Raw genomic sequence first — 26,634 nt, forward strand, 5'->3', positions numbered from 1 at the left:
ACGGCAGATCAGCCGGTGTACTGGGCGAAGATCTTCGTGTAGGCGTAGGCCGACTGGGAGACGCCGCTGCACGAGTCGCTCGCGCCGCCCGAGGAGCACTGGCGGTCGCGGTTGACCGACCAGAAGGTGAGCCGGGCGATGTGGTGCGTCTTGGCGTAGGACAGGATCGTGTTGAAGTCGCCGGTGGTGACGGTCTCGTCCGACTCGTCGGTCTTGCCGTTCATCGACGAGATGCCGATGTGGGTGTAGGCGACCGCGTCGGTGTAGTGGTAGGCGTTCTTGACCGCGTTCTTCAGCCCGTCCGCGGCGGCGGTGCTGACGCTGCCCATCGATCCGCTGTGGCCGCCGAGGTCGAACGGCATGACCACCCAGCCGTCGTTGGCGAGCCCCGCGGCGGCGCCCTTGTTGATCAGGTCGGCGCCGTCCGAGTCCGGGCCGCTGGGCGTCGTGCCCATCGTGACGTAGGTCTTGATCCCGGAGTTGTTGGCCTTGACCGTCTTCAGGGCGTTGACGACGCGCTGCCGTACGGTGGCGTTGGACATCTCGGTGGCCTCGATGTCGATGTCGATGGCCTTGAGCTTGTAGGCGTCGATGACCTTCTGGTACGCCCCGGCCAGCGCGGACGCGCTGGAGCAGTGCTCGCCGAGCTTGTTGCCGCTCCACCCGCCGAAGGAGACGACGACGTCGCCGCCGGCCGAGCGGATGGAGTTGATGGCCGACTGGTCGGACCCGCCGGTCAGTGCCCGGCCGCCGTCCCACTTGGGGTTGCAGCCGCCGTCTGACAGCATGAACGCCAGTGTCAGCCATTTCACGCCGGTCGCCGACATCACCGTCGTCGGCGGCTGCGGGCTGCCCCAGCCGAGATACTCATACGGTGCCACGGCGACGCCGGGTGAGGCGGCGTGGCCCGGCGTCGCGACGGTCACCTGGGCGGCGAGCGCGAGCGTCGCCGCGGCGAACACGGTTCGTGCGCGTGCGTGCACGGAGTCCCCTTCCACCGGTACGGCGCGGCCCCCGACACGCGCTCGTCCGGCTGTCCGAGTGCGGTCCCCGGTTAGGAAACCTTCCTAACCATCGACAGACGGAACCACGGCTGTAAGCCGGAGTCAAGTGATGGTCAAGGCGTGGCCGGTGTGGGCCACCCGGCACTGCTGGAAGCGCGGAGCGGTCCAGGGGTGTTGACCTGAGGAGCCTTAGGGAGGGCCTGCATGCCGATCACGGACGAGGCGATCGAAAAGATCAAGGGGATGATCGTGTCCGGCGAGCTGCGGCCCGGCGACCGGCTCCCGAAGGAGGCCGACCTCGCCGCCCAGCTCGGGCTGTCCCGCAACTCCCTGCGCGAGGCCGTACGCGCGCTGTCGCTGGTCCGGATCCTCGACGTGCGCCAGGGCGACGGCACGTACGTCACGAGCCTGGAGCCCAAGGCCCTGCTCGACGGCCTCAGCTTCATCGTCGACCTGCACCACGACGCCACCGTGCTGGAGTTCTTCGAGGTCCGCCGGATCCTGGAGCCCGCGGCGACCGCGCTGGCGGCCCACCAGATCGAGCTGGAGGCCGTGGCGTCCCTGCGAGACCACCTCACCAAGGTCACCGACGAGTCGTCGGTGGAGGACCTGGTGGAGAACGACCTGGAGTTCCACCGCCGCATCGCCGAGGCGGCCGGCAACTCCGTGCTGTACTCCCTGGTCGACTCGCTGTGCGGCCCGACCATCCGGGCGCGGGTCTGGCGCGGCCTCACCCAGGAGGGCGCACTGAAGCGCACCCTCGACGAGCACCACGCGATCCTCGACGCGCTCGCGAGCCGCCAGGCCGACGTGGCCCGCGCCCTGGCCACGGTGCACATCGCGGGCGTGGAGCAGTGGCTGCGCAAGGTGCTGTGATCAGGGCCGGAAGAAATCTCCCGATCGGTTGAACCCTCTTCGCCGCTCCGTCCGTACACGTGGGTGACATCGACGACGGACGGAATGACCCATGGGCACGCCCGACCTCGCGTACGCGCCCGTTCACACGAACCGCGCGGACGTCTGGCGTACCGCCGCGCCCGGATCTAAGGTTGATCGTTCCCTCCCGACCGTCCGGAGCGTCATGGCCTTCCCCGGTTCCCGCGGCAAGACGAAGAGACGCGGCCTCGTGGGGCGGCTGCGCCCTGTCACTGACACAGTCACCGAGGCCGACGACGAACTCGCCATCGCCGAGCTGTACCGCGAGTACCACCGGCCGCTGCTGTCCATCGTCGTCCGGCAGACCGGGGGCGACCGGCAGTGGGCCGAGGACGTCGTCCAGGAGACGATGATCCGCGCGTGGCGGAGCATGGACCAGCTCGACCCCGACTCGGGCAGCCTGATGCCCTGGCTCGCCACCGTCGCGCGCCGCATCGTGATCGACGACCGGCGCCGCCGGGGCGCCCGCCCGCAGGAGGCCGGCGAGGCGGCTCTCGAGTCGGTGCCGAGCGCGGACGGTACCGAAGACGTCCTGCGCACCGTCGTGGTGACCGAGGCGCTGCGGGAGCTGAGCGCGGCGCACCGGGAGATCCTCAACGAGACGATCCTGCGCGACCGCACCGTGAACCAGGCCGCCGAGGCGCTGGGCATCCCCGTCGGCACCGTCAAGTCACGGGTGTACTACGCGGTCCGGGCGCTGCGCGTCGTACTGGAGGAGAAGGGGGTGACGGCGTGATCGACCGCATCGACGATGAGGTGACCGAGCACACGGACGTCGGGGCGTACGCCCTCGGCCTGCTCGAAGAGGAGGACCGGCTGGCCTTCGAGGCCCACCTGGCCGGCTGTGACCAGTGCACGCACGAGCTCGCCGGTTTCTCCGGCATGCGCGAGCTTCTCGTCGGGCTGGGCCCGGTCGAGAGCGACGCCGAGGACATGCCGCCTCCCCCCGCCGGCTCCGGCGACCTGGGCGACCTGCTCCGCCGCCGGAAGACCGCCGCGCGCCGGCAGCGCCGCGGCACCGCCTTCCTGGGGCTCGCGGCCGGCGTCGCGCTGCTCGCCGGCGGCGTCACCGTCGGCGCCACCGTGGCCGGCAACGGCGCGTACTCCGGCCACGACCACGGCAACGTCCCCGGCGACCTGCTCGCCTGGGGAGAGACCAAGCACGCCACGAACCCGGCGACGGGCGTCAAGGGCATCGTCGCGATGGAGAACAAGGGCTGGGGCACCCACATCGCCCTGGACCTCACCCACGTCAAGGGCCCGCTGACCTGCGAGATGATCGCCGTCTCCAAGAGCGGCGCGCCGCACGTCGTGACCGAGTGGGCCGTCCCGCCCCCGGGGTACGGCGAGCCCGGTGGCCCCGACCACCTCCAGGTGCACGGCGGCACGGCGCTGCGCCGGTCCGACCTGGCGCGCTTCGAGGTGCGCGACCAGAACGGAAGGACGCTTCTCACGATTCCGGTCTGATCCTTGTCTGGATCGCACGGCGCTGTGCCGACAGACTGTGTACGGACTATCTGCTCTGGCCGGGAGGTCTGTACCCATGTACGACTTTGACTTTCTTGTACTCGGCTCCGGTCCGGGAGGCCAGAAGGCGGCGATCGCCGCGGCGAAGCTGGGCAGGCGGGTCGCGATCGTGGAGAAGCGGCACATGGTGGGCGGTGTCTGCATCAACACCGGCACCATCCCGTCGAAGACGCTTCGCGAGGCGGTCCTCTACCTGACCGGGCTCAACCAGCGTGACCTGTACGGCGCGAGCTATCGCGTGAAGGACGAGATCACGGTCGCCGACCTCGGGATGCGCACGCAGCACGTGATCGGGCGCGAGGTCCAGGTGATCCGCAGCCAGCTCAGCCGCAACGACGTGACCATGCTGGAGGGCACCGGCCGGTTCCTGGACGAGCACACGATCGGCGTCGGCGAGGAGAAGAAGGTCACCGCCGAGAAGATCGTGATCGCGACGGGGACGTCGCCGGCCCGCCCGGCCAGCGTGGAGTTCGATGACCGTACGGTCATCGACTCCGACGCGATCCTGCACCTCGACCAGGTGCCCAAGACACTCGTCGTGGTCGGCGCGGGCGTCATCGGCATCGAGTACGCCTCGATGTTCGCCGCCCTCGGCACCAAGGTGACCGTGGTCGAGCGCCGCGAGCGGATGCTGGAGTTCTGCGACCTGGAGATCGTCGAGGCGCTGAAGTACCACCTGCGGGACCTGGCCGTGACGTTCCGCTTCGGCGAGACCGTAGCCGCGGTCGAACGGCGCCCGCACGGGGCGCTGACCGTACTCGAGAGCGGCAAGAAGATCCCGGCGAACTGCGTGATGTACTCGGCGGGGCGCCAGGGCAAGACCACCGAGCTGAACCTGGACGTGGCGGGCCTCACCGCGGACGACCGGGGCCGCATCTCGGTCGATGAGTACTACCGCACCGAGGTGCCGCACATCTACGCGGTCGGCGACGTGATCGGCTTCCCCGCGCTGGCCGCGACCTCGATGGAACAGGGCCGGCTGGCCGCCCAGCACGCGTTCGGCGAACCGGTCGCGGACATGCAGGAACTCCAGCCGATCGGCATCTACACGATCCCGGAGATCAGCTTCGTCGGAAAGTCGGAGGACGACCTGACGCGGGAGAAGATCCCGTTCGAGGTCGGCATCTCACGCTATCGGGAGCTGGCGCGGGGGCAGATCATCGGCGACTCGTACGGGATGCTGAAGCTGCTGGTCTCCCCGGAGGACCGGCGGCTGCTGGGCATCCACGTGTTCGGCACCGGCGCGACGGAACTCGTGCACATCGGCCAGACGGTGATGGGCTGCGGGGGAACGGTCGACTACCTGGTCAATGCGGTCTTCAACTACCCGACGCTGGCCGAGTCGTACAAGGTCGCCGCCCTCGACGCGATGAACAAGATCCGCGCGATCACCGAGCTCACCGCCGAGATGTGACCACGCCGTGCCGACCGCCGGGACTCGCTGCGGACCCGGCCGGCGAGGTCAGCCGGTGCTCTCGCGCGCCGTCCTGACGAACCAGGTGATCCAGGGCGACCGCGCGCCCGCCGGCCACAGGGCCAGAGTCCGGTACGGCGCCGCGTCGCGTACCGGGCGGTAGGTCACGTCGGGCCGGACGTTCCTCGCGGCCAGTGAGGCGGGCACCAGTGCGGCGGCCTGGCCCAGTGCGATCACCTCCAGCAGTTGGGCGATGTCTCGTACGAGCGGGCCGTCGGCCGGCCGATCCGGATTTCCCAGCCAGAAGTCGTGGTCGAGGACGGCCCGGCCGCTCCATCGGGGCGCCGGCTCGCCGGCCAGGTCGGCGGTGCCGAGGACGTCGCGTACGGCCAGCCCGTGTCCGGCGGCGAGCGCCGCGACGCGCGGTTCGGTCCACAGCAGCTCGGTGTCGAGGCCGTGGCCGTCGAAGCAGCCGGCGATCGCCACGTCCGCGCGCCCGTCGCGGACCATGTCGGCCTGTTCCCCGAATCCGCTCACCACGACCCGGAGCTCCGGCGCGTCCGGATCCGTACGGGACCGTTCGCGGACCCGCCGCAGCGACTCCGTGGCCACCCCCGGCTTGGCGGTGACCACGAGGCGCGCGCCGGGAAGGCCCGCACGCCGAGTCCGGCGTACCGCCGAGTCGAGGGCGCCGAGGACGACGGAGGCTTCCTCGACCAGGGTCTCGCCCGCCCGGGTCAGCGTCAGCCGGTGCACGGTGCGGTCGAACAGGGCGACACCGAGCCGGCGCTCCAGCTGACGTATGGCCCGGGACAGCGGCGGCTGAGCGATGCCGAGCCGTTCGGCCGCGCGGGTGATGTTCAGCTCCTCGGCGACGGCGCAGAAGTAGCGCAGCTCACGGATCTCCGGCTCCGGCATACCGCCAGGGTATGGGGCCCTACCCACTCGCTCTTTCCCTTCCGGAGGCCCGGGCTGCTGGAGTGGGGGGCATGAACGCGAATGACGTGGCACTGGTCACCGGCGCCAACAAGGGCATCGGCCGGCAGATCGTCCACCGCCTCGCCGAGCACGGCCTCACCGTGTACCTCGGCGCCCGTAGCCCGGAACGCGGCCGATGGGCCGTCGAGGAACTGAGGACGGAAACGGCCACGGTCCCCGGCGGGCCCGACATCCGGTTCGTGCCACTCGACGTGACCGACCGAGGATCGGCCGAGGCGGCCATCACCACCATCGAGGCCGAGGCGGGACGCCTGGACGTGCTCGTCAACAACGCCGGGATCATGACCGAGTGGGAGGTCCGGGCCGCCGACGTCACGGCCACGCGACTCCGCGAGACCTACGAGGTCAACGTCTTCGGCGTCGTCACGGTGACCTCGGCCTGCCTGCCGCTGCTCCGCCGCTCTCACAACCCGCGGATCGTCAACGTGTCGAGCGGGCTGGGCTCACTCACCCTTCTGAGCGACCCGGCGAGCCCCCTCTCCGCTCGCGCGTCCCTCGCCTACAGTTCGTCCAAGGCCGCGCTCAACGCCCTCACACTGATCTACGCCGACGCCCTGCGTGCCGACGGCATCAAGGTCAACGCCGCCGGCCCGGGCCTGGTGCCGACCGACCAGAACGCCGCCGCGCCCTTCCCTCGCGGCGACCGCACCACCGCCGATGGCGCCCTCGTCCCGGCCCTCCTCGCGACCATCCCCGCCGACGGCCCCACCGGCGTCTTCCGCGGACCGGACTCGCTGGACGACGTCATCCCGTGGTGAGCCCCTGGCACGAACTCCGCCACCGCCTGTTCCCCGCCGCGCGATCACCCGGCTCACGGCCGAGGCGCCGTGACGTGGAGGAACCGACGGAGGCGGAACGGGCGCTGTGGGAGGTCTTTCCCCGGGAGGAGACCGCCGACCTCGGCGGTGACGGAGAAGCGGCTCGCGGGGACGGGGGTACGGGCCGACGCCCTCGCCGTGGCGCGGACGCTCGACGCCACCGGGCTGGGCGTCGGCGGCGAGGTCAAGCTGCGCGGCGCCCGCGTCGCCGGCGCGCTCACCCTCGACCGACCGCGCCCGCCTGGCCGACCCCGGCGGCGTCGCGCTGAACGCCGACAGGATCGTCCTCGGCGACGGCCTGTTCTGCCACGACCTCGTCGCCGAGGGTGCCGCGACGCCGAGGCCCGTACGGCCCAGCTCGCGCGGCAGCGTACCCTGCCGCGTACCGCCCGGATCTGGGGGTTCGCGCAGGAGTGGACGGTGGGGTACGGCTATCGGCCGCTGCGGGCCGCGCTGTGGCTGGCCGCCCTGCTCATCGCGGCCGGCTGGGTACTGGCGACGACGATCGCCGCCGGCGTCACCCGGGTGCTCTCTCGCCAGTGACGCGTCCGGTCGCGCGCAGGGCCGGGACCGCGAGCAGCAGCGACGCCCCGGCCGCGCCGAACGCCCGGGCCGGGGCCGCGTGGTACAGGGGCAGCCAGGCGAGCGGGGCGACCGCCGCGCCCGCGAAGCGGAACGCCGACACGGCCGACAGCGCCCCGCCGCGGTTGGCGGGGATCGCGCGCATCGTCAGGTTCTGCAGGGCCACTGTCAGCAGGGACGCGCCCGCGCCGGCCGCCGTCCAGCACAGGACCAAGACGGCCACCGATCCCGTACGGCCGAGGGAGGCGACGAACGCCGCGGTGACCACGGCGGCGAGGATGCCGCACGCGCGCGGGCCGAAGCGGTCGGTCACGGCGCCCCAGACCGAGCCGAGCGTGAGGCCCGCCAGCCCGAAGCCGACCAGTACGAGCCCGGTCAGGTCCGGGCGCAGGCTCAGCGCGTCACCGGCGTACAGCGCGACCAGGAACGGCAGCGCCGACGCGCACAGATAGGACAGGAACGCCCCGGCCGACAGCAGCCCCATCCGCCCGCTGAACAGCGGCCGCCACGAGGGGGCCTCGGCGCCGGGGCGCGGGCGGCCCGGCGGCGGCGCGCACGCCAGCAGTACGGCGGCCCCCGCCACGACCACGAACGCCAGCCGCCACGACAGTGCCGCCGCGACGCCGCCGAGCAGCGGCGCGAACGACGACCCGGCGGCCTGGAAGCTGGAGAAGGTCCCGATGGCGCGGCTCAGCCGCTCCGGCGCGACCGCGCCGCCCAGCCCGGCCAGCAGGAGCGGCGAGGTGAAGGCGTTCGCGGCCCCCATCGCGGTCCGCCCGGCCAGGAACGTCAGGAGAGACGGGGACAGCGCGCACGCCAGGGACGCGACCGCGTACACGACATAGGCGACCCGCACCGTACGGCGCCGGCCCCAGCGCTCGCCGAGCGTGCCCGAGACGAGCTGGATCGCCGCGAACGGCACGAAGTACGCGGTCAGCGACGTGGCGACGGCACTGCTCGACGCGTGAACGGACCCGCCGATCTGCGGCAGCATCGGGGCCACCACACCGCCGCCCAGCGGGCCGAGCAGGCCGCCGGTGTACAGCGCGGCGATCTTGAACCGTTGCCACACGTTCGTCAGCCGGCCCGTTTCGCCGAGAACTCCAGGCGGACGTAGTCCACGACGGGCTCGGCCAGCCGCTCCGCCACCGCGGACACGAACGCGTCGTGCTCGGCGGGCGGAACGCGGTCCAGGTGCGCGCCGAGCACGACGGTCCGCAGATAGCTGTCGAACTGCTCGCCGGGCTCCAGCCGCGCGGGGTCGGGCACGAGCTCGGCGCGTACGTCCGTGAAACCGGCGCGTTCGAGCCGCTCGCGGGTCTCCTCGGCGCCGGCGAAGTGCCAGATGTCCGTCGGGGCGCCGAGCACGTCCTCGACGGCCGCGCGTACGTGAGCGATGTTGCCCTTTCCTCCGCAGTCGGCCGCGAAGGTGGCGCCGGGGCGCAGCGCCCGCGCGATGCCGGCGAACAGCGCGTCGTGGTCGTGGATCCAGTGGAACGTCGCGACGCTGAACGCCGCGTCGGCCGGAGCGCCGACCGGCAGCGGCTCGGTCAGGTCGGCCTGGATCGCCTCGACCCGGTCGAGCCGGCCGGCGAGCCGCTCGCGCAGCCGATCCAGCATGCGGGCCGAGCCGTCCACCGCGATGACGCGGCCTCGGGGGAGGGCGTCGAGCAGGGCCTCGGTGTCGCGGCCGGTGCCGCAGCCCGCCTCGAGGACCGTCTCGTCACCGGCGAACGAGAAGCGGCCGAGCGTCCGCCGGCCCCAGCGCAGGTGCGGCAGCGGAAGCGAGTCGTATGTGGTGGCGTCCCATTCTCGGAGCATCGTCCATCACCTTACCTTCGTGGTGATCCTAGACGGTATCCCACCTATCAAGAAAAATCGTCTTATTATTTGAGACTCAAGGCGTCGTGAAGGATGCGGAGGCCCGCTCCGATCCGTGCCGCCGGGATCGCGCCGTACCCGAGCGCCAGGCCCGGCCGCGTGTCCGGATCCCCGGACACCTCGGCGAGCGTGTGCACCTGCGCCCCGGCCGCCCGCGCACGCTCGGCCGCCCGGCCCGGGTCGGTCGCGGTGAACGCGCTCACGTGCAGGCCCGCGGCCGAGGGAACCGGTTCCAGGAGGCCGGCGAAGTCACGGCCGAGCGCGGCGAGCAGCAGCCCGTGGCGCTCTTCGTACTCCTGCCGCATCCGGCGTACGTGCCGGGCGAGATCGCCGTCGTCGATGAAGCGGGCCAGAGCCGCCTGCGCGGGCGCCGGGGAGTGCCAGTCGGTGACGAACCTGGCCGTGGTCAGCGCGGCGCGCAGCGACGCGGGCGCCACGAGATAGCCGATGCGCACGCGCGGCGCCAGGACCTTGGTGAACGACCCGGTGTAGAGCACCAGGCCGCTGTGGTCGAGGTTCTGCAGCGGCTCGACCGGCCGCCCGCCGTAGCGGAACTCGCTGTCGTAGTCGTCCTCGATCACCGCGGCGTTTCGCCGCCCGGCCCACTCGAGCAGTGCCGTACGGCGGGCCAGCGACATCGTCATGCCGAGCGGGAACTGGTGGGACGGCGTGACGTAGACCGCCCGTACGTCGGGCGGGAGGGCGTCCACTCGCAGGCCCTCGGCGTCCACCGGCACGCCTACGACGCGCAGGCCGAGCGACCGGAACAGCATCCGGGCCGGTGGATACCCGGGCCGTTCGACCGCGACGCGGTCGCCGGGTTCGAGCAGGGCGCGGCCGACCAGGTCGAGGGCCTGCTGGATGCCGTTCGTGACGATGACGTCGTCGGCTCCGGCCCGTACGCCGCGGGACACGCCGATGTGCCGGGCGATCGCCGCTCGCAGCCGTGCGTGCCCGGCCGGGTCCGCCGGACCCGGCTCGCGGTCCGTCAGCCGCCGCCAGGTCTCGTACGGGAACAGCCGCGGATCGGGCAGCCCGACCCGGAAGTCGTACGCGGGCCGTGCGTCCAGCCAGTCCGGCCAGGGTGCCAGGGAGTCCCAGACGGCGCGCGGCCGCAGTGGCGACGAGGCGGGCGCGCGCCGCGACGCGGGGCCCGTCGCGTGGACGAACGTGCCCGCGCCGACCCGGCTCGTCACGAAGCCCTCCGAGGCGAGCCGGTCGTAGGCGACCGCGACCGTGTTGCGCGCGACGCCGAGCCGCCGGGCCAGCTCGCGGGTGGGCGGGAGGGCGTCGCCGACGCGCAGCCGGCCGTCCAGGATGGCGGCCCGGAGCTGCCGGTAGATCTGCCCGGTCAGATCGCGCCGGTCGCCGAGGCTGACGTGAAAGTCCATGATTGGACCAATCATATCGCCCGGTTTTGGACCTGGTGCTGGGCCTTTCCTCTTTCCTAGGCTTCTGTCCATGGACATCCAAGAACTGCACCGGCGCGCCATCGAGCACGCGGTGGAGACCGTCGCGCGGGTGCCGGCGGACCGGCTGGCGGCGCCGACCCCCTGCCTGGACTGGACCGTGCGCGGGCTGCTGCGGCACATGATCAGTCTCAACGAGGGCTTCACCGCCGCCGCGTACGGCGGCGGCGCGGACCTGAACGTGTGGCGGAACGGGCGGATCGGCGCGGACCACCGCGCCTCCTTCGCCGAGTCCGCCAAGAAGGCCGCCGAGGCGTTCGGCGAGGACGGCGTGCTCGACCGCGCGTTCGATCTGCCCGAGGTACGACGAGGCGAGGCGTTCCCCGGGACCGTGGCGATCGGCTTCCACCTCGTGGACAACATCGTGCACTCCTGGGACATCGCCGCGGCGGTCGGCCTTCCCTGGGAGCCCGCCGACGACCTCGTCGCCGCCGCCCTCACCATCGCGCTACGGGTACCGGACCTGCCGGAGACGCGCGGTCCCGGGCTCGCGTTCGAGCCGGGCCTGGACGTGCCGGAGGAGACGCCGGACCGGGAGCGGCTGCTCGCGGTGCTCGGCCGCTCACCCGCCTGGACTCCGCCGGTACAGGCCTCGCGCAGGCATTGACGCGCGTACGACCAGATGGGCACCGTGGGGACGGTGTTGATCAGACGCGAGACGCCCGCGGACGCCGGCGCCGTCCATGCCGTGACCGCCGCGGCGTTCGCGCGGTCCGGGTCCCCGGACGTGCCGGAGACCCGCCTGCTCACCGAGCTGCGCGCCTCGGAGGACTGGATTCCGGCGCTCTCCTTCGTGGCGCTCGTCGAGAACGTCGTCGTCGGCCATGTGGTCTGCAGCCGAGGCCGCGTGGAGTCCGATCCGGTGCTCGCCCTCGGGCCGCTGAGCGTACGGCCCGGCCGGCAGCGGCGCGGGGTCGGGCTCGCCCTCGTGCACACCGTGCTGGGCGCGGCCGACGCGCTCGGCGAACCCCTGGTCGTCCTGCTCGGCGCGCCCGGCTACTACGCGCGGTTCGGGTTCCGGCCGGCCGAGGAGTTCGGGATCGTGCCGCGGACGGCGGAGTGGCGAGCGCACTTCCAGGTCCGCACGCTGTCGGCGTACGTCCCGGAGATCCGCGGCACGTTCGCCTACCCCGAGCCCTTCGACCGCGTCTGACCCCTCAACCCGGCGCCGCGACCGCGCGCAGCACGTCCAGCCGCCCGGCCCGGCGCGCCGGGCGCAGCGACGCGAGGATCCCGGCGAGCGCGCCGATGACGACGATCACGACGAGCTGGACCACCGGCACGGCGAACGCTCCGCCGGTCGCCGCGCGGGCCAGGGCCCAGCCCGGCAGCAGGCCGACGCCCAGGCCGCCCGCCGTCCCGAACAGCGCGACGATGAGCGACTCCTGCCGGATGACCGCGCGGAGCTGGCCGCGGGTCGCGCCGACCGCCCGCAGCAGCCCGAACTCGCGAGTCCGCTCGTGCACCGACAGCGACAGCGCGTTGGCGATGCCGAGCAGCGCGATGACGATGGCCAGCGCGAGCATGACGTACACCAGCGTCAGCAGCGAACTCACCCCCGACGCCTGCGAGTCGACGTACTCCTCGCGGCTCTGCACCGGCGGAGCGGCGTACGGCCGGGCCGCCGCGGTCACCGCGCGCTCGCCCTCGGCCGTGCTGACGCCGGGCCGGAGCTCGATCAGCAGGGTGGTGTCCTGCGGACGCGGGTCGTGCGCGGTCCACTCCGTACGCGGCAGCAGGTAGTCGCCGGCCGGCCCGCCGGAGGCGAAGACGCCGCCGACCGTGAGCGTACGGCGGGTGCCGTCGGCGAACACCACCGCCAGGCGGCTGCCGGGGCGCCAGCCGTGCGAGCGTGCCGCGTCCCGGCCGACCGCGAGCGTTCCGGGCCCGATGCGCGCGGCCGTGCCGAGGTCGAGCACCCGGCCGAGCGCCGCCGGGTCGGCGTAGCGGACGCGGACGGCCCGCCCGTCGATCCGCACGCCGCCCGCGCCCAGGCCCACCGCGGCGGCGACCTGCGGAAGGCGCGCCACGTCCCCGGCCAGCTCCGGACCGAACCCGCCGCCGAGGCGGGCGCCGGTGCTGATCGCCAGGTCGCCGCCGAAGGACCGGGAGACGTCGTCGCGGATCGAGGCGCGTGAGGAGGCGGCGAGCACGGTGAACAACGTGACCACGCCGATGCCGATCATGAGCGCGGTGGCCGCGCCCGCCACGCGCCGGGGCTCGCGGACCGTGTTCCGGCGGGCCAGCCGCCCGGTCACCCGGCGCAGCGGCGCGCCGAGCAGCGCTCCGGCGGGCCGGGCCGCGACCGGCCCGAGCACCACCACGCCGACGAGACAGCAGAGCGCGCCGGCGCCCGCCACCGCGATCGAACCGCCCGCGGCCACGAGCAGCACGACCCCGGCGGCCGTCAGCGCGCCGCCGGCCAGGCCGCGCGTACGGGACACGGCGGCGGGTTCGGCGGCGGTCGCGCGCAGCGCGGCGACCGGCGGCGTACGCGCGGCGCGTACCGCCGGGAGCAGGCAGGACAGCACCGTCACGAAGACGCCCACGGGGACGGAGACGGCCACGGTCGTCGCGGTGAGGACCGGCCCGCCCGTGGGCAGCGCGGCGCCCATCGCGGCGAACACGCCCTCCAGCAGGGCGGTGAAGCCCAGCCCGCCCGCCAACCCGGCCACCGACGCGACGAGGCCGATCCCGGCCGCCTCGGCGACCACCGAGCCGAGCACCTGCCGCCGCGAGGCGCCGATGGCGCGCAGGAGGGCGGACTCGCGGCTTCGCTGCGCCACGGTGATGGTGAAGGTGTTGTGGATGCCGAACGTGGCGACGAGCAGCGCGATCCCGGCGAACACCAGCAGGAACGTGCGGAACATCGTCAGGAACCCGTTGCTGACGGCGTCCATGCCCTCCTCGCTGAGCGACGCGCCGGTGACCGCCTCGGTGCCGGGCGGGAGCACGGGCCGCAGCCGCGCGACCAGAGCGGCCTGGGAGACGCCGCTCGCGGCGCGTACCGACACGCCGGCGATCCGGTCCGGCGACCCGGCGACGTAGCGGCGTGCGCCCTCCAGCGTGAACCCGGTGAACGAGCCGCCGCCGAAGCCGTCCTGGTCGCCGAACTTGGCGATCCCGACGATCCGTACGGGGATCCGCCGCGGCGTGAGCACGGCGGTCGTGTCGCCGACGTTCAGCCGTCCCTGCCGGGCCACGGCGCGGTTCACGACGACCTCGTCATCGGCGCGGGGCGCCCGGCCCTCGACCACGTGGTACGGGTTGAGCCGCGCGTCCGTGAGCCAGTTGCCGGCCGTCCTGGGCCCGAGCACGGGGACCGGCGTGCCGTCCCGGCCGAGGAGCTGCCCGCTTCCGGAGACGACCGGCTCGGCCACGGCCACGCCGGGCACGCGGCGCACCCGGACGGCGACCTCGGCCGCGATCGTCCCGCGCTCGCCCGTCGGCGCGTCGCTGACGTTGGTCGACCCGCGGACCGACGCGTCGGTGCCCGCGTACGCCTGGCCGAAGAACCGCCCGATGCTCCGGTCGAGCGTGTCGCCGAGCACGAGTGCCCCGGCGAGGAAGGAGACGCCGAGGAAGACCGCGACGAGCGATCCCGCGAGGCGGCGCCTGCGCGCCCACAGCCCCTTGAGCGCGATCCGCGTCATCGCGTGCTCCCCGGGGTCTCGAAGGCGCTCATGCGGTCCAGTACGGCGCGCGCGGTCGGGTCCTCGATCCGGTCGCGGACCCGGCCGTCGGCGAGGAAGACCGCCATGTCCGCGTACGCCGCCGCGACCGGGTCGTGGGTGACCATGACGACCGTCTGGTCCAGCTCGTCGACGGCCGTACGGAGGAAGCCGAGGATCTCCGCGCCGGTACGGGAGTCCAGGTTGCCGGTCGGCTCGTCGGCGAAGACGATCGCCGGGCGGGAGGCCAGCGCCCGCGCCACCGCGACCCGCTGCTGCTGCCCGCCGGACAGCTCGGCCGGCCGGTGCCGGAGCCGGTCGCCGAGCCCGACCGCCGCGACGACGCCGTCGACCCAGCCGGCGTCGGGCCGCGTGCCCGCGAGGGTCATCGGCAGGGCGATGTTCTCCGCGGCGTTCAGCGTGGGGACGAGGTTGAAGGACTGGAAGACGAACCCGACCCGTTCGCGGCGGAGCACGGTCAGCTGCCGGTCCGACAGGGTGCCCAGGTCGACGTCGCCGATCAGGACCTGCCCGGAGGTGACCGTGTCCAGCCCGGCGACACAGTGCATGAGCGTCGACTTGCCCGCGCCGGACGGCCCCATGATCGCGGTGAACCGGCCCGCCGGGAACGCGACGCTCACGTCGTCGAGCGCCCGCACTTCGGCGGCGCCCGTCCCGTACACCTTGGTGGCACCCACCGCACGCGCCGCGGCGCGTCGCTCGCCCGTCATCGATCTCTCTTTCCTCGGAGGGGATGTGGTCCGAGGATCGCGGCGAGGTACGGGCGCCGTCGTCGGGCTGGGAGCGGCATCGAGGCTGCGTCGCGCAGGGTAGACGCGGGGGCTCACGCCTACCCCCGCGGGCGTACGAAGGCGGAACGCCCCGGCGCCGGGGCGTTCCGCCGTGCTACTTGGCCGCCGGGCAGGGCGGGAACAGGCCCCGGGTGCCGGTCGGATACGCCGACGGGTCGCTGAAGCGGCAGCCGAAGTCCGGCTCGGCGACCAGCGACGGGTTCGTCACCGCGTCTCCGGCCGGCCGCCTGCCGCCCCGTACCCAGCCGGCCAGGTCGTCCCACGCCCGCCCCGCCTCGGCGGGGGAGAACTCACAGTGGGACGCGCTCCGGATGGCCCGCTGCACGACCAGCCCGGACAGGTGGTGGCCGGCGACCTCGGACCCGTACGCCTGCTCCATCGAGAACGGGACGAACATGTCGCCCAGCCCGTGCAACGTCAGCGTCTTGGCGGTCGGGAAGCCGAAGATCCGCGGGATCTGCGACAGCCGGGGCGAGTACCGGTCCGCCGGGTCGGCGACCGGGATCCGGCGCACCGTGCGGTTCACCGCGACGGGAGTGTCCGGCCGGTAGACGGTGTGGACGTTCGTCGCGAGCTGCCCGGGGTCCTCGGACAGGCTGGTGCCGGTCGGCGGGGCGCCCAGGCCGAACAGGAAGTCCTTCCACACCGAGAACGCCGCCTCCGCGCCCGGCCGCGCCCCCCCGGACCGGTTCACCGTGATCGCGCGCAGCTGCTTGCCCAGGGCGTTCGTCGTGTCCGGGCCGCCCGGCCGCAGGCCGTCCAGGCCGAGCGCCGTCTCGATGCGCGGCACCGCGTTCGTCAGGTAGTCGGCCGGCGGGGGATAGGCGTCGACGCCGGCCAGGTCCTGAGCGACCGTGTTGTAGTCGAGGAAGAAGTCGAACAACCGGTCGTCGCCGAGCACCCCGCACATCGGCAGCGCGCCGGCGTACTGGAAGGGGTACTGCTCCAGCGACCGGCCGATGACGTGCCCGCCCATCGAGACGCCCGCGATGTAGGTGCGCCGTGGCCGCTGCCGCAGTCGCGCGAACAGGCCGGCCAGGTCGTGGGTGCCGACGACGCCCGCGCGCACGTCGTACCCGTTGTCGGCGTAGGAGGAGGCGGCCCACGCGTAGCCCTCGCCGACGAGCTTCTGCCGCAGGCCGAAGTCGGGCGTGTCGACGGTCAGCACCGTGTCCTGGCCGCGGTAGCCGTGCGCCCACATCACGAGCTCGCCGTTCCAGTGCGGCGGGATCTCGATGTCGTACGCGGCGTGGTGGTACACCCCCTGGCGTACGGTCGTCGGCCCGCCCGCGGTCGTCAGCGGGGGCAGCGGCGGATTGCTGATCGTGTACGGCGGCAGCGGCCGGTCATCGGGTACGGAGGCGGCGGCCGAGGGGGCGGCGCCGAGCGACAGGACCATGGCGGCGGACGCCGCCACGGACAGGAAACGGCGAAGGCGCATCGGAAGGACTCCTCGCGAACGACCGCCGGAGGCACGGCGGGGGGCTGGCCGCACCCTAGAGCCGCGCGGGCGGCCCGGCAAGATCTTCCCGGACACACGTCCGGGAACGGCCAGGCCCGTACGCCGGAGGCCACCGGTTCCCGCGTCCTCGCAGCGTGAAACGCTCGTCGTGGACGTAAGGCGACACCCTGAGGAGAAGCGATGTCAGATCGGCTGGATGGTACGGCGGCACTCGTGACCGGCGCGTCGAGCGGCATCGGCGCGGCGACGGCGGTGGAGCTCGCGGAGAAGGGCGCGGCCGTCGCGCTCGTCGCGCGGCGGGCCGAGCGGCTGGAGGAGCTCGCGGACAGGATCCGGGACGGTGGGGGCACGGCTCTCGTCCTCGTGGCCGACGTCACCGCCGAGAAGCAGGCGCGCGCGGTGGTCGAGCGGGCGGTCACCGAGCTGGGCCGCCTCGACACGTTGATCAACAACGCCGGGGTGATGCTGCTCGGCCCGGCGGTGGACGCGCCGATGGAGGAGTGGCAGCGGATGGTCGAGGTCAACCTGCTCGGCCTGCTGTACACCGCGCACGCCGCGCTGCCGCACCTGCTGAGCGCGGCCGGGGACGGCCCGCGCCGCGTCGCGGACCTGGTGAACATCAGCTCGGTCGCCGGCCGGGTGGCCCGGTCGGGCAGCGCCGTCTACAACGCCACCAAGCACGGCGTGGGGGCGTTCAGCGAGGGGCTGCGCCAGGAGGTCACCGGACGGCACGTACGCGTGTCGCTGGTCGAGCCCGGCGCCGTCGCCACCGAGCTGTCGGGGCACAACCGGCCGGAGGTGCTGGACGGGATCAAGAAGCGGTTCGCGGACGTCGAGCGACTGCAGGCCGAGGACATCGCGGACGCGATCGGCTACATCGTCACCCGGCCCCGCCACGTCGCCGTCAACGAGGTGCTCATCCGCCCCACCGAGCAGGAGGGCTGACCTGCCGGGGACGCGCTCGCCCCGCGACACACGAAAAGTTGCCGGTATCGGGCGGTCCGGTTCGGAGATCTTCGGCTAGACCCCTGGTGACCGTGGTGTGTGTACTGGCGGTGACCGAGGATGAGGAGGACGCGGTGCGGTTCGACGCGCTGTCGCGCGCTGAGGCCGAGGCGGAGCTGCGCACGTGCTGTGCGTCGCGGCGCTGGGCGGCCACCGTCGCGGCCGGCCGGCCCTACGGCTCCGCGGAGGCGCTGTTCGCCGCGGCCGGCAAGGCCGTGCGCGACCTGGACTGGCCGGACGTGGAGGAGGCCCTGGCCGCGCACCCGCGCATCGGCGACCGCCCGCGCGGCGCCGGCCGCGAGTCGGCGTGGTCGCGCGGGGAGCAGTCCGGCGTCGGCGACGCGGACCGGGCGGCCTTCGCCGAGGGCAACGTGGCCTACGAGAACAGGTTCGGGCACGTGTTCCTGATCTGCGCGAGCGGGCGCGGCGCGGCTGAGATGCTGGCCGAGCTGCGCGAACGCCTGGGCAACGACCCCGCGGCCGAACGCCACGTCGTCCACGGCGAGCTGGTCAAGATCACCGAGTTGAGACTGAGGAAGCTCTTCGCATGAGTCTGTCGACACACGTGCTGGACGCGGCGCGGGGGCGGCCCGCACGCGGGGTGCCCGTACGGCTGGAGCGCCGCGAGGGCGACGGCTGGACACGCGTCGCCGAGGGCCGGACCGACGACGACGGCCGGATCGGCGACCTGCCGCCGCCGGAGAAGGGCACCTACCGGCTGGTCTTCGACACCGCCGGCCACTCCGACTTCTACCCCGAGGTGACGGTGGCCTTCAACGTCACCGATCCCGGCGAGCACTACCACGTGCCGCTGCTGCTCAGTCCGTACGCCTATTCCACCTACCGGGGGAGCTGACATGTCACGGAGCCGGCTCGGCCCCAACCGCTACGGCAAGGCCGAGACCCACGTCGTACGGGTCACCAGGGACGGGGACACCCACCACATCCGCGATCTCACCGTCAGCGTCGCGCTGTCGGGGGACATGGAGGCGGTGCACCTGACCGGGGACAACTCCAACGTGCTCACGACGGACGCACAGAAGAACACCGTCTTCGCGTTCGCCCGCAAGCACGGCATCGAATCGCCCGAGGCGTTCGCGCTGCTGCTGGCCCGGCACTTCGTCGGCTCGCAGGCCGCAGTCCACCACGCGCGGGTCCGGGTCGAGGAGGACGCCTGGGAGCGCGTCGGCGACGGCGGCCACTCGTTCGCCCGGCGCGGCGGTGAGACCCGTACGGCCCTGGTCCACCACGGCGACGACGGCACGCACGTCGTCTCCGGGCTGAAGGACCTGGTCGTGCTCAACTCCGGTGACTCGGAGTTCTGGGGGTACGTCAAGGATGAGTACACGACGCTCCCGGAGACCCACGACCGGATCCTCGCCACCGAGGTCGCGGCCCAGTGGCGGCACGCGGACGTCGACGCCGACTGGGAGGAGTCCTATCCACAGGCGCGGCGGCACCTGCTGGAGGCGTTCGCCGGCACCTACAGCCTGTCGCTGCAGCAGACCCTGTACGCCATGGGCGACCGGGTCCTGGACGGGCTGCCCGGCGTCTGCGAGGTCCGCCTGTCCCTGCCGAACAAGCACCACTTCGTCGTCGACCTCGAACCCTTCGGCCTGGACAACGACAACGAGGTGTTCTTCGCCGCCGACCGGCCGTACGGGCTGATCGAGGGCGCCGTCGTACGCGACGGCGCGCCCGACCCGGGCCCGGCCTGGAGCTGACATGGAATTCCTGCAACCCGCCACCTGGGAAGACGCGCTCGCCGCGAAGGCCGAGCGGCCCGAGGCCGTGCCCATCCAGGGCGGCACGGACATCATGGTCGAGCTCAACTTCGACACGCGCCGTCCGGAGGTCCTCCTCGACCTCGGCCGGATCGGTGAGCTGACCGGCTGGGACACCGCCGAAGAGCGGCTGCGGGTCGGCTCGGGCGTGACGTACGCCCGGCTCATCGAGGGCCTCGCCGGCCGGCTGCCCGGACTCGCCCAGGCCGCGCGTACGGTCGGCTCGCCGCAGATCCGCAACCGGGGCACGGTCGGGGGGAACCTCGGCGCCGCCTCGCCCGCCGGCGACAGCCACCCGCCGCTGCTCGCCGGGGACGCGGTGATCGAGGTGGAGTCGCTGCGCGGCATCCGCATGATCCCGGCGGCCGACTACTACACCGGGGTCAAGCGCAGCGCGCTGGAGCCGGACGAGCTGATCCGCGCGTTCTGGATGGCGCCGGCCACCGGCGCGCAGCACTTCTCCAAGATCGGCACGCGCAACGCGATGGTGATCGCGGTCTGCTCGTTCGCCGTCGCGCTGCACCCGGAGGAGCGCAGGGTCGGCACGGGCATCGGCTCGGCCGCGCCCACACCGCTGCGCGCGGCCGCCGCCGAGGAGTTCCTGGCCCGCGAGCTGGACTGGGACGGCCCGCTGGACGAGGCGGTGGCGCGGGAGTTCGGCACTCTCGTCGCGTCGGCGGCGGCGCCCATCGACGACGTCCGGGGCACCGCCGGCTACCGCCGCCACGCCCTGTCGGTGATGGCGCGCCGGACGCTGACGTGGGCGTGGCACGACCACCGCGCCGGAGACTCGGGAAAGGGGGCGGCCTGATGCGGGTGAGCTTCACGGTGAACGGATCGCGCGAGACCGCGGACGACGTCTGGGAGGGCGAGAGCCTGCTGTACGTCCTGCGCGAGCGGATGGGCCTGCCCGGCTCGAAGAACGCCTGTGAGCAGGGCGAATGCGGCTCGTGCACGGTCTACCTCGACGGCACGCCGGTCTGCGCGTGCCTCGTGGCGGCCGGCCAGGCCGAGGGCCGCACGGTCCGTACGGTCGAGGGCCTGGCCGACGGCGACCGCCTGGCCCCGATCCAGGAGGCGTTCGTCGAGGCGGGCGCGGTGCAGTGCGGGTTCTGCACGCCGGGCCTGCTGGTCCAGGCGCACGACCTGATCGAGCGCGAGCCGAACCCCTCGGACGGGGAGATCCGCGAGGCCCTCGCGGGCAACCTGTGCCGCTGCACGGGATACGAGAAGATCCTGGACGCCGTACGCCTCGCGGCGGCGCGGAAGGCGGCGGGATGACGATCGTCATCGAGCACGCCCACATCGCCCCGGTGGGCGCCCCGGAGATCGAGGACGGGCATGTCGTCGTCGAGGGCGACCGGATCGCCGCGGTCGGCGCCGGGCCCGCCCCGGCGATCGACGGGGCGCGGCGGATCGACGCCACCGGGCGCCTCGTGACGCCCGGCCTGGTCAACACCCACCACCACCTCTACCAGTGGGCGACGCAGGGTCTCCACCAGGACGCGACGCTGTTCGAGTGGCTCACCGGCCTGTACGACACGTGGGCCGGGATCGACGCGGAGGTCGTCCACGACGCGGCCCTCGCGGGGCTCGGCTGGCTGGCGCTCAGCGGGTGCACGACCAGCACCGACCACCACTACGTCTTCCCGAAGGGCCGCGGCGACCTGTTCGAGGCCGAGGTACGCGCGGCGCGCGAGGTGCACGTGCGGTTCCACCCGTGCCGGGGGTCGATGGACCGGGGCCGCTCCGACGGCGGGCTGCCACCCGACGAGGTCGTCGAGGACCGCGAGGAGATCCTGGCCGCCACCGAGGAGACCATCGACGCCTACCACGACGCGTCCTTCTCCTCGATGCTGCGCGTGGCCGTCGCGCCGTGCTCGCCGTTCTCGGTGAGCGAGGAGCTGATGACCGGCGCGGCCGCGCTCGCCCGCCGCAAGAGCGTGCGCCTGCACACCCACCTCGCCGAGACCATCGACGAGGAGGAGCACTGCCGTGAGCAGTTCGGCTGCACGCCCGGCGAGTACATGGACAAGCTCGGCTGGCTCGGCTCCGACGTGTGGTTCGCGCACTGCGTCCACCTGCACGACGCCGACGTCCGGCGGTTCGCCGCCACCGGCACGGGCACCGCGCACTGCCCGAGCTCGAACGGGCGGCTCGGCGCCGGCATCGCCCGGGTGAGCGACCTGCTCGCGGCGGGCGCGCCCGTCGGCCTCGGCGTCGACGGCGCCGCCTCCAGCGAGCTGACCTCCCTGGCCGGGGAGATGCACCAGGCCCTGCTCTTCCAGCGCGCGGTGCGCGGGCCCGCCGCCCTGAACGCCCGGCAGGCCCTGGAGCTGGGCACCATCGGCGGCGCGACCTGCCTCGGCCGCCAGGACGAGATCGGCACGCTCGAACCCGGCAAGCTCGCCGACCTCGCGATATGGCGCGTCGACGGCTACCGCGCGGCCGTCGAGGACCCGGTCTGCGCGCTCGTGTTCGGGCCGGTCCCGCCGCTGGACCTGTTGCTCGTCGGCGGCCGTACGGTGGTCGAGGGCGGCGAGCTGCGCACGACATCGGAGGACCCGGCGCGGGCAGGGGAGCGGGCCCGGCGCCGGCTGCTCGGCGGCCGGTCGTGACCTCCGGGCACGTGATCATCGCCCCGGACAAGTTCAAGGGCTCGCTCGGCGCGCCGTCGGTGGCGCGGCACATCGCGGCGGGCCTGCGGAGGGCGCGGCCGGAGGTCCCGCTGGTCGAGCTCCCCGTCGCCGACGGCGGCGACGGCACCGTGGACGCCGCGGTGGCCGCCGGGTTCTCGCGGGTAGGCGCGCGGGTCACCGGGCCGACCGGCGAGCCCGTCGACGCCTCCTACGCCGTGCGCGACGACGTCGCCGTGGTGGAGCTGGCCTCGGCGTCCGGCCTGCGGGTGCTGCCCGGCGGAAGGCTCGCGCCGCTGACCGCCACCAGCCGGGGCACCGGAGAGCTCATCGGCGACGCGGTACGCCGGGGCGCCCGGCGGATCGTCCTCGGCCTCGGCGGCAGCGCCTGTACGGACGGCGGCACGGGCATGGCGGCGGCGCTGGGCGCGCGCCTGCTCGACGCCGACGGCCGGGAGCTCCCGCCCGGCGGCGCGGCGTTGCGCGACCTGTCCCGGATCGAGGTCGCGGGCGGCTGGCCGCCCGAGGTCACGGTCGTCGTGGCGAGCGACGTGGACAGCCCGCTGCTCGGACCCCACGGCGCGGCGTACGGCTACGGCCCGCAGAAGGGCGCCGGGGAGGCCGACGTCCGCACGCTGGAGGCGGGCGTGGCCCGTCTGGAGGCGGTCGTCCGCCGCGACCTCGGGATCGAGGCGGCCGAGCGGCCGGGCGCGGGGGCGGCGGGCGGCGCGGGCTTCGCCGCGATGGTCTTCCTGTCCGCCACGGTCGAGCCGGGCATCACCTATCTCCTGGACCTGCTCGGCTTCACCGGCCACCTCGCGGGCGCGCGCCTGGTCGTCACCGGGGAGGGCGCGCTGGACTGGCAGACGCTGCGGGGCAAGGCCCCGGCGGGGGTGGCACGGGCGGCGGCCGCGGTGGGGGTACCCGTGGTCGCGGTGGCCGGGCGCAACTCCCTGTCGCCTGAGGAACTGCGGGAGGCCGGCATCCGCGGCGCGTACGCGCTGACCGACATCGAGCCGGACCCGGCGCGCTGCATGGAGGAGGCGGGCACGCTCCTGGAACGCCTGGCCGAACGGACGAGCGCGGAGTGGCTCGACGAGGCGGTCCGGTGACCGGTTCGCACGACCTGGTCTCGCGGGCCCGGCCCGGCGCGACGCAGGGGCACGTCCGCACGGCGGGGTGGTCCGGTGACCGGTTCGTACGGGTTGAGCGTCCGGTCGCGGCACGTGGTGCCGCGAGGCGCCAAGCCGGCGTGGTGTGTGGAGGAGGCGGGCCTGCCGGTCAAGCCCTTGGTGGGATGGGATGGGGTGGGGTGGGGGTCGGTGACCGGCCGAGGGACGTGGTGCCACGGCGCGCCGGGCCTTGCGGCGTCTGCACGCCGGGCCACGCCGGGCCGGCGCGGTATGGAGCGGGTTCTGCTGGTCGAGCGCTTGGTGGGGTGGTTCGGTGACTGACTCGTATGACCTGGTCGTCCGGTCGCGGCGGGCGGTGCTGCCGGACGGTGAGCGCCCGGCGGCGGTGGCGGTGCGTGCCGGCCGGATCGCGGCGGTGGCCGCGTACGACGCGCCGCTCGCCGCCGCCGAGACCACCGACCTGGGCGACGTCGCCCTGCTGCCCGGCCTGGTCGACAGCCACGTGCACGTCAACGAGCCGGGCCGTACGGAGTGGGAGGGGTTCGCCACCGCGACCCGCGCCGCGGCGGCCGGGGGAGTCACCGCGATCGTCGACATGCCGCTCAACTCCCTCCCCCCGACCATCAGCGCCGGCGCCCTCGCGGTGAAGCGGGCCGCGGCCGAGGGCGCGTGCGCCGTCGACGTCGGGTTCTGGGGCGGGGCGATCCCCGGCAACGCCGCCGAGCTGCGCGGGCTGCACGAGGCGGGCGTGTACGGCTTCAAGTGCTTCGTCTCGCCCTCGGGTGTCGAGGAGTTCCCCGAGCTGGACGAGGCGGGGATACGGGACGCGATGACGGCGATCGCGGCGTTCGGCGGGCTGCTGATCGTGCACGCCGAGGACCCGGCGGGGCTGCTGGAGCCGGCCGGGCCCGGGTACGCGGAGTTCCTGGCGTCCCGCCCGCCCGCCTCCGAGAGCGTGGCGATCGCCCGCGTGGCCCGGCTCGCCGCGGAGACCGGCTGCCGTACGCACATCGTGCACCTGTCCGACGCCGGCTCCCTCCCGGTACTCGCGGAGTGGCGCGCCCGCGGCGCCCGGATCAGCGCGGAGACCTGCCCGCACTACCTGACCTTGGCGGCGGAGGAGGTCCCGGAGGGCGGTACGGAGTTCAAGTGCTGCCCGCCGATCCGGGGCGGCGACAACCAGGAGGGCCTCTGGCGAGGGCTCGCCGCCGGAGAGATCGCCTGCGTCGTCTCCGACCACTCGCCGTGCGTGCCGGAGCTCAAGAAGGGCGGCTTCGACACGGCCTGGGGTGGTATCTCCTCGCTGCAGCTGGGCCTGCCGGTGGTCTGGAGCGCGGCGCGCGCCCGGGGGTACGGCCTGGCCGACGTCGCGGCCTGGATGGCCGCGGGCCCGGCGGAGCTGACCGGGCTGACCGCCAAGGGACGCATCGCGGTGGGCGGCGACGCCGACCTGGTCGCCTTCGCCGCCGACCGCGGGTTCGTGGTCGACCCCGGCGCGCTGCGCCAGCGGCATCCCGTCACGCCGTACGCCGGGCGGGAGCTGACCGGAGTGGTGGAGGACGTCTGGCTGCGCGGCGAACCGGCCGGCCACGGCCGGCTCCTGAGGAGGGACCCATGAACGAGCGAACCGACGACCCGGCCTCTCCGGCGCCCATGAGCTTCACGGCACTGCCCGACCTGGCACTGCGCACCCTGGGCAGCACCGTGATGGCGGCGAGCGACGAGTCGTTCGCCGCCAAGGAGAACCTCCTCAACCCCGGCCCGGCCGGCTTCCGCGCGCACATCTTCGGGGCCAAGGGCCAGGAGTACGACGGCTGGGAGACCCGGCGCCGCCGTACGCCGGGCCACGACTGGGCGATCGTCCGCCTCGGCCTGCCGGGCGTGATCCGCGGCGTGGTCGTCGACACCGCCTGGTTCAAGGGAAACTTCCCGCCGCAGGTCACGGTGGAGGCGTGCGCCGCCGAGGGGCATCCGGCGGCCGGGGAGCTGACCGGCTGGACGGAGATCGTGCCGGGGAGCCCGCTCACCGGCGACGCGGTCCACGAGTTCGCCGTCACGGCGGACCGGCGCTTCACGCACGTACGGCTCGCCATCCACCCGGACGGCGGGGTCGCGCGGCTGCGGGTGCACGGCGAGGTGGTCCCCGACCCCCGGCTGCTGACGGGCCTGACCGTCGACCTGGCCGCGCTCGCCAACGGCGCCGAGGTGACCGGCTGCTCGGACATGTTCTACTCCTCGCCGACCAACGCGATCATGCCCGGCCTGGCCCGGCACCAGGCCGAGGGCTGGGAGACCGCTCGCCGGCGCGACGAGGGCAACGACTGGATCACCCTGCGGCTCGCCGCGCCGGGCGTCGTGCGGCTGGCCGAGCTGGACACCTCGAACCTGAGGTTCAACGCGCCGGGCGAGGCGCGCATCCGCGGCGCCGACGCGCGTACGGGCCCGCTGGAGGACGAGGAGGCCTGGTTCGACCTGCTGCCGCGGACCCGGCTGCAGCCCGACACGAACCACCGCTTCCGCCTGGACCCGGCCCGCCCGGCGACGCACGCCCGCGTGGACATCTATCCGGACGGCGGCCTGGCCCGCGTACGCCTGCACGGCTCCCTGACCCCCGACGGCGAACGCGACCTGTTCACCCGCTGGGAGGCGTGCTCCTAGGCCTCGACGAGGCGGCCGGTCGCGGCGGCGAAGGCCAGGTGGTCGGCGTAGTCGCGGGACTCGACGATCAGGCCGTCGCGGACGCGCAGGACGAAGACGTTGCGTACGGTGAACGACCGGCCGGTCCCGGCGGCCCGCCCCTCGTAGGCGAACTCGCCGATGACCATCTCCGGGTCGGCGGTCTCGTGGACGACGACGTCACGCGCGGTCATCGCGAGGTCCATGCCGGAGGCGGCCTCGAAGTGGCTCCGGAGCGCCTCGCGGCCGATCAGCGGCCCGGCGGATGCGGCCATCGGGTGGTTCACCACGGCGTCCTCGGCGTACAGGCCGGGAAGTTCGTCCCACCGCCCGTGGGTCACGCCGTCGACGAGGCGCTCGAACACCGCCCGCGGGGTCACGCGCGGTCCCCGGACACGGCCGCCATCAGGGCCGGGACGCCGCCGGTGGCGCGGGCGATCGCGAGGTGGTCGTGGTAGTCGCGGCTGGCCGTGATGAGGCCGTCGCGGACCCGGAGCACCTGGATGTTGGCGGCCGTGACGGATCCGCCCCGGCCGGTGACGTCGTAGGCGAACTCGGCGACGATCACCTCGGGGTCGGCGGTCTCGTGCACGACCACGTCGCGGGCGACCATGCTCAACCCCATCCCGGCGGCGCCGGCGAAGTGCGCGCGGATCGTCTCGCGGCCTTCGATGCGGCCGGGCGCGGTGGAGACGAAGGGCTGGTCGACCACGGCGTCCTCGGCGTACAGGTCGGCGAGGTCGTGCCAGCGGCCTTCGGAGATGCCCCGGCTGAGGCGCTCGAACACCGCGCGGGGACTGGCCGGTACGGACATGGGAAACTCCT

At 73.8% G+C, this 26,634-nt stretch carries 28 protein-coding genes; 18 read left to right on the top strand and 10 right to left on the bottom strand.

What is annotated here, in order from left to right:
* Positions 1-8: 8 nt before the first annotated feature.
* Positions 9-983, bottom strand: coding sequence for a chitinase (locus QWU11_RS02080; RefSeq protein ID WP_290103231.1), 975 nt, complete (start codon positions 981-983; stop codon positions 9-11).
* A 225-nt stretch (positions 984-1,208) separates the two neighbouring features.
* Here QWU11_RS02080 and QWU11_RS02085 point away from each other — a divergent pair, with 225 nt between their 5' ends.
* The 4 genes from QWU11_RS02085 to sthA all read left to right on the top strand — a co-directional run bounded on the left by QWU11_RS02085 (position 1,209) and on the right by sthA (position 4,881).
* Entirely contained in the window at positions 1,209-1,880 is a 672-nt protein-coding gene (locus QWU11_RS02085; RefSeq protein WP_290103232.1) for a FadR/GntR family transcriptional regulator, read from the top strand.
* Positions 1,881-2,187: 307 nt separating this feature from the next.
* Complete coding sequence (locus tag QWU11_RS02090; RefSeq protein ID WP_290103334.1) at positions 2,188-2,676, top strand: sigma-70 family RNA polymerase sigma factor; 489 nt, start codon at positions 2,188-2,190, stop codon at positions 2,674-2,676.
* On the top strand, positions 2,673-3,407 hold the full coding sequence (locus QWU11_RS02095; protein WP_290103233.1) for a zf-HC2 domain-containing protein: 735 nt from the start codon (positions 2,673-2,675) through the stop codon (positions 3,405-3,407). Before QWU11_RS02090 ends, QWU11_RS02095 begins: the two co-directional genes overlap by 4 nt.
* Before the next feature lie 76 nt (positions 3,408-3,483).
* Positions 3,484-4,881, top strand: coding sequence for a Si-specific NAD(P)(+) transhydrogenase (sthA, locus tag QWU11_RS02100; protein ID WP_290103234.1), 1,398 nt, complete (start codon positions 3,484-3,486; stop codon positions 4,879-4,881).
* Between the two features lie 48 nt (positions 4,882-4,929).
* On the opposite strand, the gene QWU11_RS02105 is transcribed toward sthA, so the two are convergent.
* The gene (locus QWU11_RS02105) at positions 4,930-5,799 is read right to left on the bottom strand and encodes a LysR family transcriptional regulator (protein ID WP_290103235.1); all 870 of its coding nucleotides are present in this window, start codon (positions 5,797-5,799) and stop codon (positions 4,930-4,932) included.
* A 71-nt stretch (positions 5,800-5,870) separates the two neighbouring features.
* Here QWU11_RS02105 and QWU11_RS02110 point away from each other — a divergent pair, with 71 nt between their 5' ends.
* Together QWU11_RS02110 and QWU11_RS02115 are read left to right on the top strand one after the other, a co-directional pair.
* A complete protein-coding gene (locus tag QWU11_RS02110) occupies positions 5,871-6,638 on the top strand; it encodes an SDR family NAD(P)-dependent oxidoreductase (protein ID WP_290103236.1) in 768 nt (255 codons plus the stop codon).
* 147 nt (positions 6,639-6,785) lie between these two features.
* Complete coding sequence (locus QWU11_RS02115) at positions 6,786-7,241, top strand: hypothetical protein (RefSeq protein ID WP_290103237.1); 456 nt, start codon at positions 6,786-6,788, stop codon at positions 7,239-7,241.
* On the opposite strand, the gene QWU11_RS02120 is transcribed toward QWU11_RS02115, so the two are convergent.
* The 3 genes from QWU11_RS02120 to QWU11_RS02130 all read right to left on the bottom strand — a co-directional run bounded on the left by QWU11_RS02120 (position 7,216) and on the right by QWU11_RS02130 (position 10,552).
* Positions 7,216-8,352, bottom strand: coding sequence for an MFS transporter (locus QWU11_RS02120; protein ID WP_290103238.1), 1,137 nt, complete (start codon positions 8,350-8,352; stop codon positions 7,216-7,218). The genes QWU11_RS02115 and QWU11_RS02120 overlap by 26 nt on opposite strands.
* A gap of 5 nt (positions 8,353-8,357) precedes the next feature.
* Positions 8,358-9,101 (bottom strand): class I SAM-dependent methyltransferase, encoded by a 744-nt coding sequence (locus QWU11_RS02125; protein WP_290103239.1) that lies wholly within the window; start codon positions 9,099-9,101, stop codon positions 8,358-8,360.
* 65 nt (positions 9,102-9,166) lie between these two features.
* On the bottom strand, positions 9,167-10,552 hold the full coding sequence (locus tag QWU11_RS02130) for a PLP-dependent aminotransferase family protein (protein ID WP_290103240.1): 1,386 nt from the start codon (positions 10,550-10,552) through the stop codon (positions 9,167-9,169).
* Between the two features lie 70 nt (positions 10,553-10,622).
* Between QWU11_RS02130 and QWU11_RS02135 the strand changes: the two genes are divergently transcribed.
* Positions 10,623-11,237 (top strand): TIGR03086 family metal-binding protein, encoded by a 615-nt coding sequence (locus QWU11_RS02135; RefSeq protein WP_290103241.1) that lies wholly within the window; start codon positions 10,623-10,625, stop codon positions 11,235-11,237.
* A 33-nt stretch (positions 11,238-11,270) separates the two neighbouring features.
* Positions 11,271-11,783 (top strand): N-acetyltransferase, encoded by a 513-nt coding sequence (locus QWU11_RS02140; protein ID WP_290103242.1) that lies wholly within the window; start codon positions 11,271-11,273, stop codon positions 11,781-11,783.
* A gap of 4 nt (positions 11,784-11,787) precedes the next feature.
* Here the strand turns inward: QWU11_RS02140 and QWU11_RS02145 are convergent, their stop codons facing one another.
* From QWU11_RS02145 to QWU11_RS02155, 3 genes are all read right to left on the bottom strand, one after another.
* Positions 11,788-14,283 (bottom strand): FtsX family ABC transporter permease, encoded by a 2,496-nt coding sequence (locus QWU11_RS02145; RefSeq protein ID WP_290103243.1) that lies wholly within the window; start codon positions 14,281-14,283, stop codon positions 11,788-11,790.
* The gene (locus QWU11_RS02150; protein WP_290103244.1) at positions 14,280-15,032 is read right to left on the bottom strand and encodes an ABC transporter ATP-binding protein; all 753 of its coding nucleotides are present in this window, start codon (positions 15,030-15,032) and stop codon (positions 14,280-14,282) included. Before QWU11_RS02150 ends, QWU11_RS02145 begins: the two co-directional genes overlap by 4 nt.
* 175 nt (positions 15,033-15,207) lie before the next feature.
* Entirely contained in the window at positions 15,208-16,554 is a 1,347-nt protein-coding gene (locus QWU11_RS02155; RefSeq protein ID WP_290103245.1) for a hypothetical protein, read from the bottom strand.
* Positions 16,555-16,755: 201 nt separating this feature from the next.
* On the opposite strand from QWU11_RS02155, the gene QWU11_RS02160 reads away from it, so the two are divergent.
* The 10 genes from QWU11_RS02160 to alc all read left to right on the top strand — a co-directional run bounded on the left by QWU11_RS02160 (position 16,756) and on the right by alc (position 25,791).
* Entirely contained in the window at positions 16,756-17,520 is a 765-nt protein-coding gene (locus QWU11_RS02160) for an SDR family NAD(P)-dependent oxidoreductase (RefSeq protein ID WP_290103246.1), read from the top strand.
* A gap of 110 nt (positions 17,521-17,630) precedes the next feature.
* Positions 17,631-18,131, top strand: a complete 501-nt coding sequence (gene uraD, locus QWU11_RS02165; protein WP_290103247.1) for a 2-oxo-4-hydroxy-4-carboxy-5-ureidoimidazoline decarboxylase — start codon at positions 17,631-17,633, stop codon at positions 18,129-18,131.
* A complete protein-coding gene (gene uraH, locus QWU11_RS02170; protein ID WP_290103248.1) occupies positions 18,128-18,436 on the top strand; it encodes a hydroxyisourate hydrolase in 309 nt (102 codons plus the stop codon). Before uraD ends, uraH begins: the two co-directional genes overlap by 4 nt.
* Position 18,437: 1 nt before the next feature.
* Entirely contained in the window at positions 18,438-19,304 is an 867-nt protein-coding gene (pucL, locus tag QWU11_RS02175) for a factor-independent urate hydroxylase (RefSeq protein ID WP_290103249.1), read from the top strand.
* 1 nt (position 19,305) lies between these two features.
* Positions 19,306-20,175 carry an FAD binding domain-containing protein gene (locus QWU11_RS02180; protein WP_290103250.1) on the top strand — a complete coding sequence of 290 codons (870 nt, stop codon included), beginning with the start codon at positions 19,306-19,308 and terminating at the stop codon, positions 20,173-20,175.
* Positions 20,175-20,645: a (2Fe-2S)-binding protein gene (locus tag QWU11_RS02185; protein ID WP_290103251.1), complete on the top strand. Its 471-nt coding sequence runs from the start codon at positions 20,175-20,177 to the stop codon at positions 20,643-20,645. The genes QWU11_RS02180 and QWU11_RS02185 overlap by 1 nt, the downstream gene beginning before the upstream one ends.
* Positions 20,642-21,982 carry an 8-oxoguanine deaminase gene (locus QWU11_RS02190; protein ID WP_290103252.1) on the top strand — a complete coding sequence of 447 codons (1,341 nt, stop codon included), beginning with the start codon at positions 20,642-20,644 and terminating at the stop codon, positions 21,980-21,982. The genes QWU11_RS02185 and QWU11_RS02190 overlap by 4 nt, the downstream gene beginning before the upstream one ends.
* The gene (locus QWU11_RS02195; protein ID WP_290103253.1) at positions 21,979-23,112 is read left to right on the top strand and encodes a glycerate kinase; all 1,134 of its coding nucleotides are present in this window, start codon (positions 21,979-21,981) and stop codon (positions 23,110-23,112) included. Before QWU11_RS02190 ends, QWU11_RS02195 begins: the two co-directional genes overlap by 4 nt.
* Positions 23,113-23,446: 334 nt before the next feature.
* Positions 23,447-24,751, top strand: coding sequence for an allantoinase AllB (allB, locus tag QWU11_RS02200; RefSeq protein ID WP_290103254.1), 1,305 nt, complete (start codon positions 23,447-23,449; stop codon positions 24,749-24,751).
* Positions 24,748-25,791, top strand: coding sequence for an allantoicase (gene alc / locus QWU11_RS02205; protein ID WP_290103255.1), 1,044 nt, complete (start codon positions 24,748-24,750; stop codon positions 25,789-25,791). The genes allB and alc overlap by 4 nt, the downstream gene beginning before the upstream one ends.
* Here the strand turns inward: alc and QWU11_RS02210 are convergent.
* Positions 25,788-26,189 carry a nuclear transport factor 2 family protein gene (locus tag QWU11_RS02210; protein WP_290103256.1) on the bottom strand — a complete coding sequence of 134 codons (402 nt, stop codon included), beginning with the start codon at positions 26,187-26,189 and terminating at the stop codon, positions 25,788-25,790. The two genes, alc and QWU11_RS02210, sit on opposite strands and share 4 nt — an antisense overlap.
* Positions 26,186-26,623, bottom strand: a complete 438-nt coding sequence (locus tag QWU11_RS02215) for a nuclear transport factor 2 family protein (protein ID WP_290103257.1) — start codon at positions 26,621-26,623, stop codon at positions 26,186-26,188. The genes QWU11_RS02210 and QWU11_RS02215 overlap by 4 nt, the downstream gene beginning before the upstream one ends.
* Between the last annotated feature and the right edge of the window lie 11 nt (positions 26,624-26,634).

Source organism: Actinomadura sp. DC4 (assembly GCF_030406325.1).
GTDB lineage: Bacteria > Actinomycetota > Actinomycetes > Streptosporangiales > Streptosporangiaceae > Actinoallomurus.

Bases quoted from the DNA above. Each gene is read 5' to 3' on its own strand.
- QWU11_RS02085 (WP_290103232.1), top strand. From the start codon at position 1,209: ATGCCGATCACGGACGAGGCGATCGAAAAGATCAAGGGGATGATCGTG.
- pucL (WP_290103249.1), top strand. From the start codon at position 18,438: ATGTCACGGAGCCGGCTCGGCCCCAACCGCTACGGCAAGGCCGAGACC.
- QWU11_RS02185 (WP_290103251.1), top strand. From the start codon at position 20,175: ATGCGGGTGAGCTTCACGGTGAACGGATCGCGCGAGACCGCGGACGAC.
- QWU11_RS02150 (WP_290103244.1), bottom strand. From the start codon at position 15,032: ATGACGGGCGAGCGACGCGCCGCGGCGCGTGCGGTGGGTGCCACCAAG.
- QWU11_RS02105 (WP_290103235.1), bottom strand. From the start codon at position 5,799: ATGCCGGAGCCGGAGATCCGTGAGCTGCGCTACTTCTGCGCCGTCGCC.
- QWU11_RS02125 (WP_290103239.1), bottom strand. From the start codon at position 9,101: ATGCTCCGAGAATGGGACGCCACCACATACGACTCGCTTCCGCTGCCG.
- uraH (WP_290103248.1), top strand. From the start codon at position 18,128: ATGAGTCTGTCGACACACGTGCTGGACGCGGCGCGGGGGCGGCCCGCA.
- QWU11_RS02180 (WP_290103250.1), top strand. From the start codon at position 19,306: ATGGAATTCCTGCAACCCGCCACCTGGGAAGACGCGCTCGCCGCGAAG.
- QWU11_RS02110 (WP_290103236.1), top strand. From the start codon at position 5,871: ATGAACGCGAATGACGTGGCACTGGTCACCGGCGCCAACAAGGGCATC.
- QWU11_RS02145 (WP_290103243.1), bottom strand. From the start codon at position 14,283: ATGACGCGGATCGCGCTCAAGGGGCTGTGGGCGCGCAGGCGCCGCCTC.
- QWU11_RS02190 (WP_290103252.1), top strand. From the start codon at position 20,642: ATGACGATCGTCATCGAGCACGCCCACATCGCCCCGGTGGGCGCCCCG.
- QWU11_RS02135 (WP_290103241.1), top strand. From the start codon at position 10,623: ATGGACATCCAAGAACTGCACCGGCGCGCCATCGAGCACGCGGTGGAG.
- QWU11_RS02215 (WP_290103257.1), bottom strand. From the start codon at position 26,623: ATGTCCGTACCGGCCAGTCCCCGCGCGGTGTTCGAGCGCCTCAGCCGG.
- QWU11_RS02130 (WP_290103240.1), bottom strand. From the start codon at position 10,552: ATGGACTTTCACGTCAGCCTCGGCGACCGGCGCGATCTGACCGGGCAG.
- QWU11_RS02160 (WP_290103246.1), top strand. From the start codon at position 16,756: ATGTCAGATCGGCTGGATGGTACGGCGGCACTCGTGACCGGCGCGTCG.
- QWU11_RS02155 (WP_290103245.1), bottom strand. From the start codon at position 16,554: ATGCGCCTTCGCCGTTTCCTGTCCGTGGCGGCGTCCGCCGCCATGGTC.
- sthA (WP_290103234.1), top strand. From the start codon at position 3,484: ATGTACGACTTTGACTTTCTTGTACTCGGCTCCGGTCCGGGAGGCCAG.
- alc (WP_290103255.1), top strand. From the start codon at position 24,748: ATGAACGAGCGAACCGACGACCCGGCCTCTCCGGCGCCCATGAGCTTC.